Here is a 17,734-nt window from a genome sequence, read left to right as displayed (position 1 = left end):
GGTTCACACTCTCCTGGGGCAGGAAGGCGGAAAAGCCGTGCGCCGCCGTTCCTTTTACGGCTTCAATTCAAACGCACCCTTGGGCGGGGGAGGATAAATCACCGGCTTGTCACCATAGCGAGCGCGCAGGGCTGCCTCACGCCGCCGTGCATCGACGATCTCGACATTCACCTCGTCAGGATATTTGAAACTAACGCTGAATTCGCCGTTCTTCACATCATATTCCATCACTGACCAACGCTTGATGGGATCTTCCGATGCCGCATACCAGGACTCGAAAAGAAGGTCTGAAAGAATCTCACTTGCTGAATTATAATAGCGGACGACGTCGCCTTCGTCCTTGAAGACGCTCGGTCCATTCCATCCTTCACCAATCTCCGCATAGAGGAAGACGCCATTTGGATCGCCGCCGACAATCTCCGCCAGTTCCTGTCCGATCTCATTCATCAGCGGCCCTAGATTGTCGAGTTTATCGTCTGCCATTGCTTGCTTCCCTCGGTTCGTTCGGGAAATTTCGGAGATTTCTTTCGCCATTGACGTACCAAGTAACGGTGAGCCTGTAGGGCCGCCTCGATGTTCCCGCATATTGAAGTATGATATCGACAAAGACTTTTTTGCCCGCTCGTAAATCGTTGGCCCAGCTATTTTCCAGTGCTTTATAGGCGCTCCGATTGAAATTGGCATCTTGGGCGAAATGATTGAAGCTGTCGTTCGGCCCGTTGAAGCGAGCAGCGATGAAATGTCCACCATCGTCACCAGAGCGACGATCCGGTTTGCCCGCTTGAATTTGATTGAATCGTGACCGTGCGGTTGTCGGACCGAGAAACAATTGGCCATGGACTTTCCTGACCCGGGCAAGCATGTCCATGTAGAAATCATAGCCATTCTTGCTCTCCCTTTTCCAGTTGGAATCGAGGATCTGGCTTTCCAGCGACGGTGGATTCGCTGGATTGGGCGGTAACTTTCCACCATGCGAGTCCATATAATGGGCAAGGGCAAGGAACTTGTTCTTGGCCTCGCGTCCAGCATCCAAAAATTCTTGATGGGGCAGCTTGATTCGTTGCCCGACCTTCAACGTCTGATCGAGTGACATTTCGTTCAACCAGGCAAGGTCGCTTGCCTTCAATCCTTTCCGCAAAGCGGCTATGCGCGCGAGAGAATCGCCGGGTTGAACAGTATATAAGGAATAATTGCTCGGATGGTTGGGATGGAGATGGCTTCGATCCGGGACACCATCGCCATCTGCTCGCCTGTCCGCACGGTTCCATTCCGAAGTCGCCTTTCCTCCGGCATCTCCCCTTTGGCTGTATCGAAGGTCGTTGTTTGCACCACCTTCTCCACCAAAATACCGCCCTTGCCCAACAAAAGTGAACCGACCATTCTTCTCATCATGCCAAGGGTTGAATTTCACTTCCAATCGATCAGGAAGCAGCTTTTGTCCTGTTCGCAGATAGTGGCCGAAGGCTCTCAAACTATACTCATCACCCGTTTCTTCTGGTTTCATAGACGCTCCCCCGCTTGTAACGGCTCATAGCAAAATAATTGGAACAAATCAAGAACAAACGTCGGAACCGTTCCGCATTGCATCGCCGCCGCCCGTTGTTATGGTGGCCAGCAAAATGGAGTGGAAACAGGGAGAATGCCTATGCGTGCGACACTTCCCGTCCTGATCGGCTTGACATCTCTGCTGGCGGCCTGCGGCGAAAAGCCGTCGGGCCAGCCCCAGACCCGTGAAGAAGTCCGCCAGGAGGTGCAGAAGGTCCAGCTCAAGCCCGGCCAGTGGGAGGGCGCCTATGAACTGGTCGACATCGACATGCCCAACATGCCGGGCGGCGGCGATCAGATGAAAGAGCAGATGAAGAAGATGATGAGCCGCGCCTCCATCAAATATTGCGTCTCGCCGGAGGAAGCCGCCAACCCCAGCGGCAAGATGTTCTCCGGCCAGGAGAACAAGGACTGCGCCTACAAGGGCTTCGACGCCAGCGGCGGATCGGTGAAGGGGGAGATAAGCTGCAAGTCGCAGGGCGGCACGATGAACGCCGTCATGTCCGGCAGCTACGCGCCCGAAAGCTATGAGATGCACATGGACATGAAGATGACCGGCGCCCCCAACGGCATGAACATGAGCATGAAGGCGAAGACCAGCGGCAAATGGATCGGCGCGGCCTGCGCGGAGAAATAAGGGCGAGGCGAGCGGGCGCTTCTGGCCGCAACAGGCGATGGCAGATTCCGCTTGCGCTTTGCGCGGCTTGGCGCGAGCCTGCCCCCGTTCCAACAGAGAACAGGGGAGAGGATATGCAGAAATTTGCGCTGGCGGCCCTGCCGCTTGGGCTTGCTCTCGGCTTGGCCGCCTGCGGCAGCAAGCCGGAACCCGCGCCCGAAACGACCGAAGCGCCGATCGTCATGAAAGCGGGCGAATGGACGCTCACCCGCAAGACCACCGGCTACAACACCCCCACTGTCACCCCGGCCGAATATCAGGCCGCGCTGAAGCAGGTGAGCGAGGACAGGGTCTGCATCGCCGTCGACGCGGCCGGCGTGCCGGACGCCGATGCGCTGGCCGGGGATGAGGGCAGTGACTGCACCTACAAGGACAAGCTGATCCGCAAGGGCCGCCTGATCGCGACGCTGAGCTGCACGTCCGGCAAGGGCACGTCCGAAATAGCGCTGGAGGGCAATTTCACCGCCGACACGCTGACCCTGGGCAGCACCATGACCAGGACAGAGGGCGGCCAGCCCGTGCTGCGCACCACCCATGACGTCACGGGCAAGCGCGCCGGGGAATGCACCAAGGCCTGAGGGCCGGTCCGATACCTTCCGTCCGACGCGGCGCCTGCATGCCATGATGGACGGCCGAACCGTCGGCAGGCCGCGCCCTGTCCTTGCATCGGATGGGGACGGCCTGCCGAACGGCGCGCATGGAAATGCCATGGGCCGATCGCGGCAATATCGGCGCCGCCTGGCGGACGCTCAAGATTTGCGCCTGAGGCCCAACAGCCACGGCTTCACCCCGCGCGTCGGATGCGGCGTGCCGTCGAGCCGTCTGGCGCGGATGATCCGGATCGGCTTGACGATCATCTGCCCGCGCATCGGCCCCGACCCGCAGCAGGTCGGCGCGGCGAGGATCCGTTTCACCACGTCCATGCCCGCGACCACATGGCCGAAGGCGGCATAGCCGATATAGTCGCCCCGCGCATCCATGTTGGGCGTCGGCCCCACGGTGATGAAGAAATTGCCCATGGCCGAATTGGCGCGGTCGGGCCGCGCCATGGACAGCGTAGCGTCCAGATGCCTGATCCCGGTCCGCGTCGTCGGCTCATGCCTGATCGGCGGCAGCGACCGGCGCGCATCCGTGTCTATGCCGCCCTGGATCAGCCCCAGTTGCGGAGCGCTCTTGCGCCGCGCCGCCCGATAGAAGGTGACGCCGTCGAAGCGCCCGTCATCGACATAGGTCAGGAAATTGGCGGAGGTGACCGGCGCCCGCTTATCGTCGGTCGCCACGACGATGGCGCCGACGGAGGTCTCGATGGCCACGCGGGTATGGCCCGGCGTCGGCCGGTTGGCGGGCAGGGCGAGGGCGGGACCGGAGAGGAAGGTTGTCAGCAGGACGAGATAATGCAGGACGGCAGGACGCATCGGCGGGAAGGCACGCTCAGGAAAGAGGGACAAGACCCAAGGCTAGGGTGTGTGGGGATTCAGCCCATGGCGGGCTGCAAATAGCGGCTTTCTGCGCTTCCGGTGCTCACGTACTGAAGTACGCTGCGCGCCAGTTCTCGAATTCCACTATTTTCGCCGCGCCCTGAACTTAATCCCCCACACACCCTAGAGAGCTTGCAGGCGCGGCGCAACCGGGCGGCAAGCACCGGACTTTAGCCGCTTTGCAAAGGAGGAAGGTGGCGACGGGAGCGCCCCTTTTCAGAGGGCAGTCATCAGAAGCGCTTGGCCAGGGTGACCGTGTAGGACCGGGGCGGAGCGAAAATGCGCACGCCCAGATTCTGGAAGCTGATATGGTGCACCGAATATTGCTCGTTCGTCAGATTGTCGGCGCTCAGCGAGAGCTTCAGGCCCGACGCGCTCTCCCAGGACGCAAAGCCGTTGAGCACGCTGTAAGCCTTTTGGAGGCCCGCAACATCGTTGGACGGGTTGTAGAAATAGGAACTTTGGAAAGCCTGGCTCAGACGCACCGTGGCCGTGCCGCCGAACAGGTCCTCGTTGAGTTCGATATAGTTGCTGATCTTGTAGCGCGGCGCGCGCGACAGGCGGTTGCCCTTATAGGCAAGCGTCGCCCCCGCGAATTGCGGATTGGACGTGAACTTGCCGTCGAGGAGGCTCGCATTGATGCCGACGTTGAGATGGCGTGACGGCGCGATCGCAACCTGGAGTTCGGCGCCCTTGATCCGCGCATTGGCATTGGCAAGGATGAAGTTCAGATTTGCGCCGAACTCGAACACCTGAAGCTTCTTATAGTCGAGATAGAAGAGGTCGGCGTTCACCCGCAGCGTATTGTCCAGCCATTGGGTTTTCGCGCCCAGGTTGAAGCTGTCCAACTGTTCGGGCTTCACTAGGAAGGTGGCCTGGACGGCGTTCTGAGCCTGGCTGGTGAAGGTGCCCGACTTGTAGCCGCGATCATAGCTCAGGTAGAAATGCTTGTCCGGGCTGGGTTCCATCGCCAGCGTCGCGCGCCAGGTGGGCTTGGTGAAGCTTGCGGACGCCGGCACCGCGTAAAGCGAGCCGGGGAAGAAGGGGAAGCCAAGCCCTTGGCCCGCCGGCGCATTATGCACCGCCTGCTGGAAGACGTCCTTCTTGTCGCGCGAAATGCGGGCGCCAAGCGTCAGTTCGAAGATGCTTGCGAACGGTATGGTGACCTGGCCGAAAGCGGCATAGCTTTTCGTGCTGGCATTCTGGAGGGCGGTGTTGTCGCCGCCCAATCCTCGCGGCAGCGGCGCGACCGAGGTGACGACGAAGCGCTCCTCGCGGTCGATGCTGTCGGAATAATAGAAGAGGCCGGCGACCCACTGAACCTTCGAGCTTGAGGGCGAGGTCAGCCGCAGTTCCTGGCTGAACTGGTGCGACGCCTCATTGACACGGTCGTCGGTCTGGAAAGGAAAATTCGATTCCCCCACATAGTCGGCGCGCAACGAATAGCGATTGTTGCGATAGGCGGTGAGCGACGTCAGCGTGGCCCAATCGCCCGCATATTCGACCCGCCCGACGAGTCCGTAATTGCGGCGGCGCTGGAACGTCCCCGGGATCGTCTCGCTCTCCCAGACATTCTTGCGGTCGGCGTTGGAGGCGGCCGCCAGCGCCGCGAAGGTGGGGCTCGCCAAATAGGTCGACACGATCGACCGGGAATCGCCGTCGAGATCATCCTTGGAATAATCTCCCGACAGGAGGATGGTCCATGCGTCCTTTTCGGCCAGGAACTGCAGTCGGCCGCCATAGCGCTCTCCGCCCTGGAGATGCTTGCCGGTCAGCAGATTATAGGCATAGCCGCGGCTGTCGGAATATTGACCGGCCGTGCGGAACGCCATGCCGTCGCCGACCGGCAGGTTGACGATGCCCTTGCCGCCGAAGGTGCGGAAGCTGCCGGCAGACGCCTCGACACTGCCCTCGAACGCTTCGGTCGGACGGTTCGAATAGAAGCTGATCGTGCCGGCGGACGCATTTCGACCGTAGAGAGTTCCCTGAGGGCCGCGCAGAACCTCGACCCGGCTGGCGTCCAGAAACGCAATCGACGTGGCGCCGCCGCGGCCGATCGCCACTTCGTCCATGGAGATCGTGACCGACGATTCGGAGGCGGCCGAATCCGTCTGCGATCCGACGCCGCGAATATAGGTCTGGGGTTCGCCGATATTGAACTGGGTCATGGTGACGCCGGGCGTCAGCGCCGCGACATCCAGAACCGAGGTGATATGCGCGCGCTCCATGGCGACGGAGCCGAGCGCGGTGACCGCGATCGGAACATCCTGGAGATTTTCGGCGCGCTTGCGCGCCGTCACGACGATGTCGGCAATGCCCACCGCGGCCTTTTCCTCAGCCGGCGCACCCGCCGCCGGAGCATTTGCGACCGCTGTCTCTTGAGCGAAAACCGGCGCTGCGACACCGGCGGCGGCGGTGCACAGCAGACGCGACAATAGGCTGGCGAAATTACCTCGCATGACATCCTCCCTCTTTATGCAACCGGCGCCGCCCTCCCTCTTGTCAGGCGGCGTCCGGCTTCAATCTTCAGTTCACTTCGAACAATTGCCCGGCGCCCATGCCCCCGATGTCGAGGACGCCGGCCTCCCCCGGCGCGCTCGCCTCAGCTTCAGCCAGAAAAACGGAAGCGTCATCGGGAACGCGAGCATCAAGGGCCGCGCGCAACGATCGCGCCGTCCACGGCCTCGACCTCCGCAAACAGAGGCGCGAGCTTTTCCGCACCTCGTCGGCCAGCATGAACGATGTAGCCTTCGCGGGCGCGGCGCTTCACGATCTCGCCATCGACATAGTCGCCCACCCCAATTACGGCGACTGATTTCTCTTCGACCATTATTGCGTTCCTGCTTGTCGATTTCCTTCGATAATCAGGCGGTTGCCAGATCGGGCAGCAGGCTGAAGCGGCTTTGACGATCGAGCGCCTGTAGATATTCGCTCTCGAATTTCCGGACCAGCGACGCTGTCGGCAGCACCTGCTTTGTCGCGCCAATCCCCTGCCCAGCGCCCCAGATGTCCCGCCACGCTTTCGCCTGGAGCGATCCGAAGTTCATTTTCGAGGGGTCGGATTCCGGCAGATTGTCGGGATCGAGGCCCGCCAGGATGAAAGATTGACGAAGATAATTGCCCCTGACGCCCGTCACGAGGCTGCTGAATATGATGTCTGCCGCGCTTCCGTCGACGATGCAATTCTTGTACGCATCGACGGCGTGTGCCTCCTCGGTTGCGATGAAGGCCGTTCCGACATAGGCGAAATCCGCGCCCAGCGTTTGTGCGGCAAGGATCGCGCCACCATTTGCGATCGACCCTGAAAGCGCGATGGGCCCGTCGAACCACTCCCGCGTTTCCTGCATGAGAGCAAAGGGCGATTGCACGCCCGCATGACCACCAGCGCCCGTTGCTACAACGATAAGGCCATCGGCGCCCTTGGCGATCGCCTTGCGCGCAAAATTCTGATCTATGACGTCCTGCATCACGATGCCGCCATAGGAATGGGCCGCGTCGTTGATATCCTCGCGCGCGCCGAGCGACGTGATGATCAGCGGCACTTCATATTTTACGCACAGCGCCATGTCCGCCTCAAGGCGGTCATTGGACTTGTGCACGATCTGGTTGACGGCAAAGGGAGCGGAGGGACGATCGGGGTTTGCCGCGTCATAGTCCGCAAGTTCGGACGTTATGCGATCAAGCCACTCCTCGAGAACCGGCGCCGGCCGCGCGTTGAGCGCTGGGAAGCTGCCGATGATGCCAGCCTTGCACTGCGCGATGACCAGTTCAGGGCCGGAGATGATGAACAGCGGCGAACCGATGACCGGCAATCTGAGACCGCGCCTGAGCGAAGCTGGGATTGTCACGGTTTTACGCTCTCCCATCGACTAGAGCAGTTTCGACCTGATTGGATCAGATCCCCGCTCTGGATTCCTTGTTTTCCGCGATCTCTTGATCAGCGATCGGTTCCGATCGCTTGGAAATCGCTCCAGTTCCGCCATTGGCGTCTCCATAAAGTGTATCTACACTTTTATAAAAGCGGTCAATAGGATTCTGACTGAAGACCGGGAGTGATCGTCAACTTCAACGGCTTCGGATCAGGCAGCTTGCTGAGTTTTGGGTCCGCCGCCCCCAGCAGAGTAGCGACACCCTTGAGCGGTGTTCCGCTGTAAAAATCCACCCTGCCGGCGAGGCCCGCCTACCCTGCGAAACAAGCGATGACCTAATGAAGCCCAAGCCGATGACCGGCGCGGCTTTAGCGAATTGTCGTCGCCGCGGGAGCGGCTATGGTCGGCCTGGGCACCCGATGCGGCACTGGTCGCAAGCGGGGCGAAGGTAACGCAGGCTCAAGCAAATACCAGCCAGACGCGAAGGCGGCTGCCCGGCGGCGCCGTCCGATGCGGCTCGCCTGTCGAACGGAGGAATGGGATGCGGCGTCTTCTCACCGCGGATGATGTCGAAGCGGCCGTGTGCGGGGGATCGATCTTCGCGGCGGGCGGCGGCGGCTGGGCCGATCATGGCCGCATGCTGGGCGAGATGGCGATGGCCGCCGGTTCCCCTGAACTTGTTTCCATGGATGAGGTTCCCGACGACGCCTGGATCGCAACCGCCGCCGCCATCGGCGCGCCTGCGAGCACGACCGCCTGGGAAATGCGGGGCGAGGATTATGTCCGGGCGGCGCAGTTGCTGGAGGAGGCGCTCGGCGAGCCCCTCTATGGGCTGATGATCGGCCAGAACGGCATGTCGAGCACGCTCAACGCCTGGCTGCCCGCTGCGCTGCGCGGTTACAAGGTCATTGACGCCGTGGGGGATATTCGCGCCCATCCCACGGGCGACATGGGCTCGATCGGCATGGCCGGCAGCACGGAGGAGATGATCCAGACCGCGGCGGGCGGCCATCGCGCATCCCATTCCTACATCGAACTCATATGCCGCGGCGCGACCGCGAAAATCTCGCCGGTCCTGCGCACCGCATCGGACATGTCGGGCGGGTTCATCGCCAGCTGCCGCAACCCGCTGCGCGCTTCCTATGTGCGGGAGAATGCGGCTCTGGGCGGCATCTCCCGCGCCATCGATCTGGGCGCCGCGATACTCGCCGCCAGGGACGGAGGCGGCGATGTCGTCGGCGCGATCCTGCAGGAAACCGGCGGATCGATCCTGGCTGCCGGACGCGTCACCGAAAAGCGCGTGCGTTATACGCCGGAAGCCTTCGATATCGGCACGATCGCCATCGAGGGCGAGGGACGCGCGCTCACCCTTCATGTGATGAACGAATATATGGCGGTCGATGATCCGCGGGAGGGACGGGTCGCCACCTATCCCGATGTGATCACGACGCTCGATCCGGCGGGCGCCCCCGTCAGCGTCGGGCAGGTCGCGGTGGGCATGGATCTGCTCGTCCTGCGCATCCCGGCCGACCTGATCCCGCTCAACGCGTCGGTCCGCGATCCCAGCGTCTATCCGGCGGTCGAAAAGGCCCTGGGCATCGCCCTCTACAACCCTGATCTGTGAGATAGTGAATGACGGACGCGATGGTCGATGCGGGACTGCGGTGCAGGGGCTGGCGGCAGGAGGGGCTGCTCCGCTTGCTGGAAAATGTGCTCGCCGTGGGGGAAGACCCGGCCCGGCTCGTCGTCTATGCCGCGCTGGGGCGCGCCGCGCGCGATTGGCCGTCGCACGACGCCATCGTCACGGCGCTGAAGGATTTGCGGGACGACGAGACGCTGGTGATCCAGTCCGGCAAGCCGATCGGCATCCTCCAGACGCACAGCCGGGCGCCGATCGTGATCATGGCGAACTGCAACATCGTCGGGCGCTGGGCCACGCCTGAAAATTTCTATGCGCTGGAGGAAAAGGGGCTGATCTGCTGGGGCGGGCTGACCGCAGGCGACTGGCAATATATCGGGTCGCAGGGCGTCATCCAGGGCACCTACGAGATATTCATGCGGATCGCCGAAAAGCATTTCGGCGGCGACCTTTCCGGCCGGATCGTGCTGACCGCGGGATTGGGTGGCATGGGCGGCGCACAACCGCTCGCGGGCAAGCTGGCGGGCGCGGCGATCCTGTGCGTGGAGGTCGATCCGGTCCGCATCGCCAAGCGGCTGGAAATAGGCCTGCTGGATGTCGTCGCCGCATCGCTGGACGAGGCGCTGGACCTGGCTCAGGAGGCGAAGTCGCAGCGCCGGGCGCTGTCCATCGGCCTGACCGGCAATGCCGCCGAAATATTCCCCGCCATCGCGGCGCGAGGCCTGGTTCCCGATGTGGTGACGGACCAGACTTCGGCGCACGATCTCGTCTATGGCTATGTCCCGCTGGGGCGCACCGCCGCCGAGATGCCCGGATTGCGTTCCGACTCCGCGCTGCTGATCCGCGAAGGGCGGGCCTCCATCGCGGAGCATGTGCGCGCCATGCTCGCTTTCCAGCGCGCCGGGTCGATCGTCTTCGACAATGGCAATCTGATCCGCAGCCAGGCGCTGGAGGGCGGCGTCGCGGACGCATTCGACATACCGATCTTTACCGAGGCCTTTTTGCGGCCGCTGTTCAGCCGCGCCATCGGCCCCTTTCGCTGGATCGCACTCTCCGGCGCGCGGAGCGACATTGTGCGCATCGACCAGTTGGTGCTCGACAGCTTTCCGGACAATGCGGTCGTCACCCGATGGATTCGGCTGGCGCGGGAGCATGTGCCGGTCGAAGGATTGCCGGCGCGGATCGCATGGCTGGGACATGGCGAACGCACCCGGCTCGCGCTGGAGGTGAACGCGATGGTCCGCACCGGCGAACTCGCGGGTCCGGTCGGCTTCACCCGCGATCATCTCGACGCGGCGGCGATGACCCACCCGACGATCCTGACCGAAAATATGCTCGACGGGTCGGATGCGATTGCCGACTGGCCGCTGCTCGACGCCCTGGCCATGTGTTCATCCCAGGCCGATCTGGTCGCCATCCATTCCGGCGGCGGCGGCTATGCGGGCTTCAGCACCAGCGCCGGGGTCACCGTGATCGCGGACGGCAGCGCGGCGGCCGACGAACGCATCGCGCTCGCGCTCACCAACGACACGGCGCTTGGCGTGATGCGCTATGCCGATGCGGGCTATGCGGACGCGCAGGACGAAGTCCGCATGCGCGCGATCCGCCATATCGCGCTCGAACAGTCTTGAGCGGCCCGTCCGGGATCGCAGGCTCCCGGCTTCCGGTCGCTGCGGCGGCGGTCGGCAATATTCTGGAATGGTATGATTTCTCGGTCTACCTGCTGTTTGCGCCCTATATCGCCGCCGCGATCTTTCCGGGCGGGGGAACGATGGTGGAAACCGTCAAGGCGCTGCTCGTCTTCGGCGTCGGTTTCGTCGCCCGCCCGCTCGGCGCGCTTGTCATCGGCTATTATGGGGATGTCGCGGGGCGGCGGGCCGCGCTGACCCTGACCTTCACGCTGATGGCGCTGGGCACGTTGCTGATCGCATGCGCGCCGACCCATGCGTCCGCCGGGGCTGCCGCGCCGATGATCGTGCTGGCCGGGCGACTGCTGCAGGGCTTTTCGGCGGGCGGCGAGATCGGCGGCGCCGCCGCTTTCCTCATAGAGCACAGCCCATCGGACCGGCGCGGGATCGCGGCCTCTGTCCTGCAAGCCAGCATGGCGCTGTCCAACATCCTGGGCGCCATCGTCGTGCTGGGGACCGGCGCGATGCTGAGCGAGGATGCGATTGCAGGCGGGGGCTGGCGCCTGCCCTTCCTGCTGGGCCTGGCCATCGTGCCCATCGGCCTGTGGCTGCGCGTCCATGTCGAGGAGACGCCCTCCTTCATCGCGGGCAGAGCGCGTTCTCCCCTGCGGAAACTGAAGGGGCAGGGCCGCGCCATCGCCACCGGCTTCGGGCTTTCGGCGCTGTGGGGCGTCGGCATCTATGCGCTGGTCATCTTCATGCCGGTCTTCCTGCGCCAGACGCTCGCCATCGACGGCGACATCCTGTTCCTGACGTCGATCCTGGGCAATCTGGCGCTGCTGGGCGGATCGCTGCTGGGCGGGTGGGCCAGCGATCAATTCGGCCGCTGGCGCACGCTCGCCCTGGCGGCGATGGCGCTGTTGCTGACGCCATTGCCGCTTCTGGCGCTGGTCGGGGCCCATGCCGCCCCGCTGCTCCTGTTCGTCGTCCAGCCCGCGCTATGCATCGTCACGGGGCTTTATGCCGGGGCCGTCCCGGCTGCGCTTGCCGAACTCTATCCCGCGCCCGTGCGGTCGACGGCCACCTCCATCGCCTATAATGCGGCGATCACGCCCCTCGCAGGTTTCGGCCCCGCGCTCATCCTGTGGCTTTCCACGCTGGGGTTGGGCGTGCTTGCTCCGGCCTTTTATGTCGCGCTGGCGGTTCTGATCGCAGCCCCGGCCATATTGATCGGCTCATCCATCGCCGTCGAGCGCGAGCACGGTTTCTAGCAGCGTGGCCGTCCCCGCCGCGAGCTGGGCCTCCGTCGCATATTCTTCGGGCGTGTGGCTCATGCCCCGCAGGCAGGGGATGAAGATCATCGCCGCCGGACAGATCGCCGCCAGGAAGGCGCAGTCATGCCCCGCGCCGCTCGCGATATCGACCGCCGACAGGCCCAGCCCGTCCGCCGCCGCGCCTATGGCCTGGCGCAGCGCGGGAGCGCAGATTGCAGGGACGCCGTCGGAAAGCGTCCTGAATCCGGCAAGCTCCACCTTCGCCTTGGCGGCGACGGCGACGCAGTCGGCGCGCAAACCCTCCATAAAGGCATCGATCAGGGCCAGGACGTCGCTGCGCGCATCGACGACCAGGCGGCAGCGGCCGGGCACGACATTGGACCCGCCGGGCCGGACGTCGACAATTCCTACAGTCGCGACGACATAGCCCAGACCGGCGGCGGCCATCGCCTCCGCCCGTTCGCGAACGGCGATCATCGCGAGCGCGCCGGCATAGCCCGCGTCGCGCCGCAGGTGCATCGGCACCGTCCCGGCATGCGCGGCCTGACCGGCAAATTCAATCTCTATGCGGCGGATACCGGCGATAGCGGTGACGATGCCGATGTCGATCCCCTCCGCCTCGAGCACAGGCCCCTGTTCGATATGGAGTTCGAGGAAAGCGCCGATGTCGGTGCGGACCGCTTCGTCAAGGCGATCCGGATCGCCGCCGACATCGCTTATCCCGTCGGCCAGCGAATGGCCCGACGGCGCTGTCGCCGCCAGCATTTCGGCGCTCAGGCGCCCGGTCATTCCCCGGCTGCCGATGCAGGAGATGCCGAAGTCGCTGGGCTCCTCGGCCAGGAAATCGATCACTTCGAGGGGATGACGCAGCGGCGCGCCCGCTTCGGCAATCGCCCGCGCAACTTCCAGCGCCGCGATCACGCCCGCGATGCCGTCGAAACGGCCCCCGCTCGGCACCGTATCGCTGTGCGATCCCATCGCAATCGCTGGAAGGCCGGGAATCGCGCCTTCGATCCGGCCGATCAGATTGCCTGCGGCGTCGATGCGGACCGACAGGCCCGCATCGCGCATCCGCTCGGCCAGAAAGGCGCGCCCGGCGGCGAACATCGGCGAAAAGGCCCGCCGCGTATAGGGGCGGTCGGGTTCGGTGATCCCGCCAAGCGCCATCATGTCGCCCCACAGGCGATCCGCGTCGATGCCGGGCCGCGTCATGGCGCGACGCTCCGCTGCGGGCGCTGGAATCGCCCCCTCCCCGGTTCGGCCAGCACTTTCCCGTCGGCGGCGATGAGCCGTCCGCGAAGATAGGCCGCCTCGACGCGAAACGGCAGCGTCATGCCAGCATAGGGACTCCAATCGGAAATATTCGCGCCGCTTTCGGCAGGATCATAGGCATGGGGCGCGCGCGCCAATATGGCGACGTCCGCATCGCATCCCACCGCCAGCGCCCCTTTGGCATGGTCGAGCCGGAAGAGCCGCGCCGGATTGTGCGCGAGCAGCCGCGCCGCATGGGTCAGGGGCAGCCCCCGCTCGTCCAGGCCCTTCAGCAGCAGCGGCAGCAATATCTCCAGCCCCGGAAGCCCGGAGGCGTTGGCGAGCATGTCGTCCTTATCCTTGCGGTCGAGCGACCAACTGACATGATCGGTCGACACGACGGTGACATGGCCCGCCGCCAGATGCCGCCACAGGGCTTCGCGTTCGGCGCGCGGGCGTATCGGCGGATTCACCTTCGCCCGTCCCTTCAGACGGCGCACATCCTCTTCCTCGTCCAGGATCAGATAGTGGATGCAAGCCTCTATCGTCGCATCATGGCCCATTGCCCGATAGGCGGCGGCGAGGTCATAGCCAGCGCCGAGCGAGCAATGGACGATATGCCCCGGACAGCCGGTCGCCGCAGCGGTGGCATAGACCTGCGCCGTCGCCAGCATTTCGCTGATCGGCGGGCGCGCGCGGCCATGCGCCAGATAATCGGTCGCGCCGGTAGAGCGCACCTCCGCGGTCGCCGCCCGCACCACCTCCTCATCCTCATTGTGGACGCCCGCGATCAGCCCGTGCCGGGCAATCGCCTGGAAACAGGCGAAGAGTTGCTGCGGCGCAAGGCGCGGGAAGCGTTTTGGATCGGTGCCGAAGGTCGAGAATTTGAAGGCCGCGGCGCCGCTTTGCACCAGCGCGTCGATATGCGTCGGCCCGTCCTCCGGATCGACCGTCGCGTAAAGCGCGAAGTCGGTGCGGGCTTGCGCTGCCGCCTCGTCGCGTTTGCGCTCGAAACGCTCAGGCGTGCAGATCAGGTCTCCGTCGTCATAGGGCATGTCGACGATGGTCGTGACGCCGCCCGCCGCCGCGCTGCTCGTGGACCAGATGAAGTCCTCCTGATCGCGCTGGCTGCGGCTGTGGACCTGGGCGTCGATCGCGCCGGGAAGGATCAGCGCGCCGGGGCCGCCATGAACTTCCCCCGATGGCGCGTCGCCCGCACCGACCGCGCGCACGACCCCTTCGGAGGCGAGAACGAACCCCCGGTCGATGATGCGGTCAGGCAGGACGATTGTGCCGACAAAGACTTGATCCATCTCCGCTTTCCTTGATGCTGATATCCGGTTTTGAACGGAAATGATCTGCGCATCGGCGGAGCGGCTGAACTAGGCGCTATTTTCCGCATCGGTCCATAAGGGCGTCATGTTGCATTATGTTGCGGCGCAGCATAGGCTCGCCTGCCGAGCGCGCCGCTCTGCAAATTGTTGCCCGGAAGATGTGTCCCATGATCGATTTTCGCGCCCTGAGCTATTTCGTGGCAGCCTGCGAACATGAAAGCCTGGGCGCGGCGGCGGCGGACCTGGAGATTGCGCCCTCGACGCTGAGCGCCAGCCTGAAGTCGCTGGAAAGCGGCTTCGGCGCTTCCCTGTTTCGTCGGCACGAAAACGGGCTTGCGCCCCGGCGGCTCGCCCACTGGCTGTACCGCAGGGCGGTTCCCGTCCTTCTGCTGGAGGAGTTCATGCAGCGCCGCGCCCGCGCTCCCGACGAGGCGAGTGCGCGGCTGACCATCGACATCCGCCTGCGCTTCGCCTTCGGCCATGTGCGTCGGGCGCTGGCGCGCGCGAGCGCGGCGGCGGCGGAAGAGGCGCCGATCCTGATCAACCCGCAATGGGTGCTGGAAGGCGACAATCCGTCCGCGACCAGCCTGGTCGACCTGCATTTCGGGCATGAGCATCGTGTCACGATCGAGCCGATGGACGGAAAAAGCGAATTGACCGGCGGCGACACGCTGCTGGGCGTCGATCCGTGGATGCTTGTCGAACGCAGATATGGGGCTGGCGAGCTTGAAGGAGCCGGGCGCCGCGATCAGATCAAGACCCCATGGCTCGTGCCCGCGCTGCCCGAACCGCTCGCGGCGCAGATCAGCGAACGCGCCGCGGCGGAAGGGCGCGAGCTTCGCATGCTCGACACGCCGCCGGACAGTTGGCCTCAACTTCTGGAGGATTATCCCAGCGGCCAGATCGCGCTGCCGTCGAGCGCCATCGGCACGCGCCTGGGCCTTTCCCGCATCGTGACGCGCCCGCTGGTTCCGGCGCTGCATTCGACCCTTGTCGCCCGGCCCGACGGCAGCGACGCCGCGGCGGCTTTTCTGGCGCACGTCCGGACGGCCCTGGAGGACGGATTGCCGTCGCGCGCGTTCATGCCCAAAATGACCGAGCGGCGCATGCGCTATTTCAATCTCGCTTACCGGACGGGACGGGTTTCCGCCGCTTCGAAGGCGGCGGGCGTTGCGCAGCCCGCGATGAGCCAGCAGCTTCAAAAGCTGGAGGAGTCCCTCGGCGTATTGCTGTTCGATCGCAAGAGTTTCGGACTGGTGCGAACGGCGGCGGCCGATGAACTGGCGTTGGCGACCGAACTTCTCGACCGCCATCTGCGCGACGTGGAGGTCAGCGGCGCGACCGCGACGCTGGCGGACGGCGGCCGCCTGAGCCTGGGCGTGCTGCCCTCGACAAGCCCCTATGGCCGCCTGATCGCGACGATCACCGATACGGTCCTGGCGCTGCGGACCCAAACGCCGCTGCTGAGCCTGCTCGTGCGCGAAGGGCCGAACGCCAGCCTCCAGCGCTGGGTGAAGCAAGGCCGCCTGGGCATCGCGATCGTCGATGTCGCGCCGCCCCAGATGCCGCGTCTGACCCTCGATTCCAGCGAGCCGCTCGCGCTTATCGCGCACCCCCGACACGAACTTCTCCCGCCGGGGCCTGTCGCCTTCGCCGATCTTGCAGGCTTGCCCCTGGCGCTGCCCACCAATTTGTTCGGGCTGCGGCAGATCCTCGACAATGAAGCCAGGGCGGCAGGCTTCGATTTGAAGCCGCTTCACGAAATCGATTCGCTGGCCATGCTCTCGGCCCTCATCGCCCGCGACCGGATGGCGACCGTGCTCCCGATATCCGCAATCAGTTCGGAGATCGCGGCGGGCGGGTGGACCGCCCATCCGATAGAGGGTCCGAAAATCCACCGGCGCCTCTATGCGATCTATTCGGGAGATCGCGCGCTGACCCAGATCGAACGGGAATTCATCCGCCGCCTTCGATCGGCGCTCGCGGCGGGTGCCGACATCCTATCCGCGCAAGCAGTCGGATAAGCTTCGCAAACTGGATTGTCCCGCATCGGGCGCAACGATAGAAGTTTAAATCTGCAACCACCCTCTTCAGGCACAGGGCGAGGGGTTGGCGGAGCAGTCCGGATTCTTTGGACTTAAGCTTCGCTGCCATGGAGATTTGATGGACGTCACAGTTTTGAGCCATAGGGCACTCACGGTCACCTCGATCCGGCCCGGAGACAGGATGAATATCGGCGACTATGGCCACGCGCTGATCGCAGTGAGCTTGTTCAATAGCTATTATTCCACGGACCGCATAACGACGCTTGTGCGCTGGGCCAAACACACATTCGAACGTTCGCATATCCCTGTCTTCGATCTTCCGCACGCCTACACGCTCTCCGCCCGGAAGGGCCATTCCCCCGGCTCCGTCCGGCGAGCGCGGAAGGAAGGGCGGAAATTGCATAACAAGATCGCCAGAATCCATGCCGAAGAGGGCATCGACAGCGATGCCCACCGGCTGCTCACCTGGGATGACCTTGTCAGGAATGACGATTATTTGCAGCTACGGGTCGACGTCGACCGCGCCTTCTGCACCGACGCCTGTTTTCGCCAGGCTTGCCTGACCATGGCGGACACGCTCCTTGACCCTGAAATAACCGACGAGGATGACAGGCGGGCGGCCTGCTTTCTTGCCGCGCGCTATCTGCTCGACGAACTACCCCTCTTGATCGACCTGCCCAGCATCATAAAGTGCGACTCTTCGGTATTCCTCTACCACCGCGCCCCGTCCCTGCTGAAGCAATTGTTCGAAGGCCGCTTCACCCTCAAGCCTTCCGACCGGCAGGGCTATTTCATATTGTCCGACGCGTCTGAAATCGAGGCTGCCGACTCTTATTGATCCCCTTCCGGCCGACCTGCCGGTCATCATGCGGCGGAGCTTATACCCCATGTCGCCCAGGCGCGTCTTGTCGGCGGAATTGCTCGCGCTAGCCTCTCACCTGAAGAACAGGCCGCGAAGATGACGCGGGATATTGTTTATCGAAACAGGGCGTTCG

General features: G+C 64.0%; 15 protein-coding genes. 7 read left to right on the top strand and 8 right to left on the bottom strand.

Going from position 1 to position 17,734, the window contains the following annotated elements; all coding sequences use genetic code 11:
* Positions 1-54: 54 nt before the first annotated feature.
* Together Sj15T_RS12670 and Sj15T_RS12665 are read right to left on the bottom strand one after the other, a co-directional pair.
* The gene (locus Sj15T_RS12670; protein ID WP_013041362.1) at positions 55-483 is read right to left on the bottom strand and encodes a hypothetical protein; all 429 of its coding nucleotides are present in this window, start codon (positions 481-483) and stop codon (positions 55-57) included.
* Positions 470-1,504, bottom strand: a complete 1,035-nt coding sequence (locus Sj15T_RS12665; protein ID WP_081440679.1) for a DNA/RNA non-specific endonuclease — start codon at positions 1,502-1,504, stop codon at positions 470-472. Before Sj15T_RS12665 ends, Sj15T_RS12670 begins: the two co-directional genes overlap by 14 nt.
* Before the next feature lie 141 nt (positions 1,505-1,645).
* Between Sj15T_RS12665 and Sj15T_RS12660 the strand changes: the two genes are divergently transcribed.
* Positions 1,646-2,182: a DUF3617 domain-containing protein gene (locus tag Sj15T_RS12660; RefSeq protein ID WP_013041359.1), complete on the top strand. Its 537-nt coding sequence runs from the start codon at positions 1,646-1,648 to the stop codon at positions 2,180-2,182.
* Positions 2,183-2,295: 113 nt separating this feature from the next.
* Positions 2,296-2,799 (top strand): DUF3617 domain-containing protein, encoded by a 504-nt coding sequence (locus tag Sj15T_RS12655; RefSeq protein ID WP_013041358.1) that lies wholly within the window; start codon positions 2,296-2,298, stop codon positions 2,797-2,799.
* 171 nt (positions 2,800-2,970) lie between these two features.
* On the opposite strand, the gene Sj15T_RS12650 is transcribed toward Sj15T_RS12655, so the two are convergent.
* The 4 genes from Sj15T_RS12650 to Sj15T_RS12635 all read right to left on the bottom strand — a co-directional run bounded on the left by Sj15T_RS12650 (position 2,971) and on the right by Sj15T_RS12635 (position 7,547).
* Positions 2,971-3,636, bottom strand: coding sequence for a peptidylprolyl isomerase (locus tag Sj15T_RS12650; RefSeq protein WP_013041357.1), 666 nt, complete (start codon positions 3,634-3,636; stop codon positions 2,971-2,973).
* Positions 3,637-3,929: 293 nt separating this feature from the next.
* Positions 3,930-6,158: a TonB-dependent receptor gene (locus tag Sj15T_RS12645; protein ID WP_013041356.1), complete on the bottom strand. Its 2,229-nt coding sequence runs from the start codon at positions 6,156-6,158 to the stop codon at positions 3,930-3,932.
* 188 nt (positions 6,159-6,346) lie between these two features.
* The gene (locus tag Sj15T_RS12640; RefSeq protein ID WP_013041354.1) at positions 6,347-6,529 is read right to left on the bottom strand and encodes an SDR-family protein; all 183 of its coding nucleotides are present in this window, start codon (positions 6,527-6,529) and stop codon (positions 6,347-6,349) included.
* A gap of 34 nt (positions 6,530-6,563) precedes the next feature.
* A complete protein-coding gene (locus Sj15T_RS12635) occupies positions 6,564-7,547 on the bottom strand; it encodes a nitronate monooxygenase family protein (RefSeq protein WP_041386135.1) in 984 nt (327 codons plus the stop codon).
* Positions 7,548-8,109: 562 nt separating this feature from the next.
* On the opposite strand from Sj15T_RS12635, the gene Sj15T_RS12630 reads away from it, so the two are divergent.
* The 3 genes from Sj15T_RS12630 to Sj15T_RS12620 are packed head-to-tail and all read left to right on the top strand — an operon-like array spanning position 8,110 to position 12,106.
* Positions 8,110-9,192, top strand: a complete 1,083-nt coding sequence (locus tag Sj15T_RS12630) for a DUF917 family protein (protein WP_013041351.1) — start codon at positions 8,110-8,112, stop codon at positions 9,190-9,192.
* An 8-nt stretch (positions 9,193-9,200) separates the two neighbouring features.
* Positions 9,201-10,838 (top strand): urocanate hydratase, encoded by a 1,638-nt coding sequence (locus tag Sj15T_RS12625; protein WP_013041350.1) that lies wholly within the window; start codon positions 9,201-9,203, stop codon positions 10,836-10,838.
* A complete protein-coding gene (locus Sj15T_RS12620) occupies positions 10,835-12,106 on the top strand; it encodes an MFS transporter (protein ID WP_013041349.1) in 1,272 nt (423 codons plus the stop codon). The genes Sj15T_RS12625 and Sj15T_RS12620 overlap by 4 nt, the downstream gene beginning before the upstream one ends.
* Here Sj15T_RS12620 and Sj15T_RS12615 read toward each other — a convergent pair.
* Positions 12,071-13,321 carry a Zn-dependent hydrolase gene (locus Sj15T_RS12615; protein WP_013041348.1) on the bottom strand — a complete coding sequence of 417 codons (1,251 nt, stop codon included), beginning with the start codon at positions 13,319-13,321 and terminating at the stop codon, positions 12,071-12,073. The genes Sj15T_RS12620 and Sj15T_RS12615 overlap by 36 nt on opposite strands.
* Positions 13,318-14,673, bottom strand: coding sequence for an amidohydrolase family protein (locus tag Sj15T_RS12610; RefSeq protein ID WP_013041347.1), 1,356 nt, complete (start codon positions 14,671-14,673; stop codon positions 13,318-13,320). The genes Sj15T_RS12615 and Sj15T_RS12610 overlap by 4 nt, the downstream gene beginning before the upstream one ends.
* A 188-nt stretch (positions 14,674-14,861) precedes the next feature.
* Here Sj15T_RS12610 and Sj15T_RS12605 point away from each other — a divergent pair, with 188 nt between their 5' ends.
* Together Sj15T_RS12605 and Sj15T_RS12600 are read left to right on the top strand one after the other, a co-directional pair.
* Complete coding sequence (locus Sj15T_RS12605) at positions 14,862-16,718, top strand: LysR family transcriptional regulator (protein WP_013041346.1); 1,857 nt, start codon at positions 14,862-14,864, stop codon at positions 16,716-16,718.
* Between the two features lie 85 nt (positions 16,719-16,803).
* Complete coding sequence (locus Sj15T_RS12600) at positions 16,804-17,577, top strand: tRNA-dependent cyclodipeptide synthase (protein ID WP_148225578.1); 774 nt, start codon at positions 16,804-16,806, stop codon at positions 17,575-17,577.
* Positions 17,578-17,734: the final 157 nt, after the last annotated feature.

It is taken from the genome of Sphingobium sp. TA15, assembly GCF_037101235.1.
Taxonomy (GTDB): Bacteria; Pseudomonadota; Alphaproteobacteria; order Sphingomonadales; family Sphingomonadaceae; genus Sphingobium; species Sphingobium indicum.
This window is presented reverse-complemented; position numbering and strand designations above follow the sequence as displayed.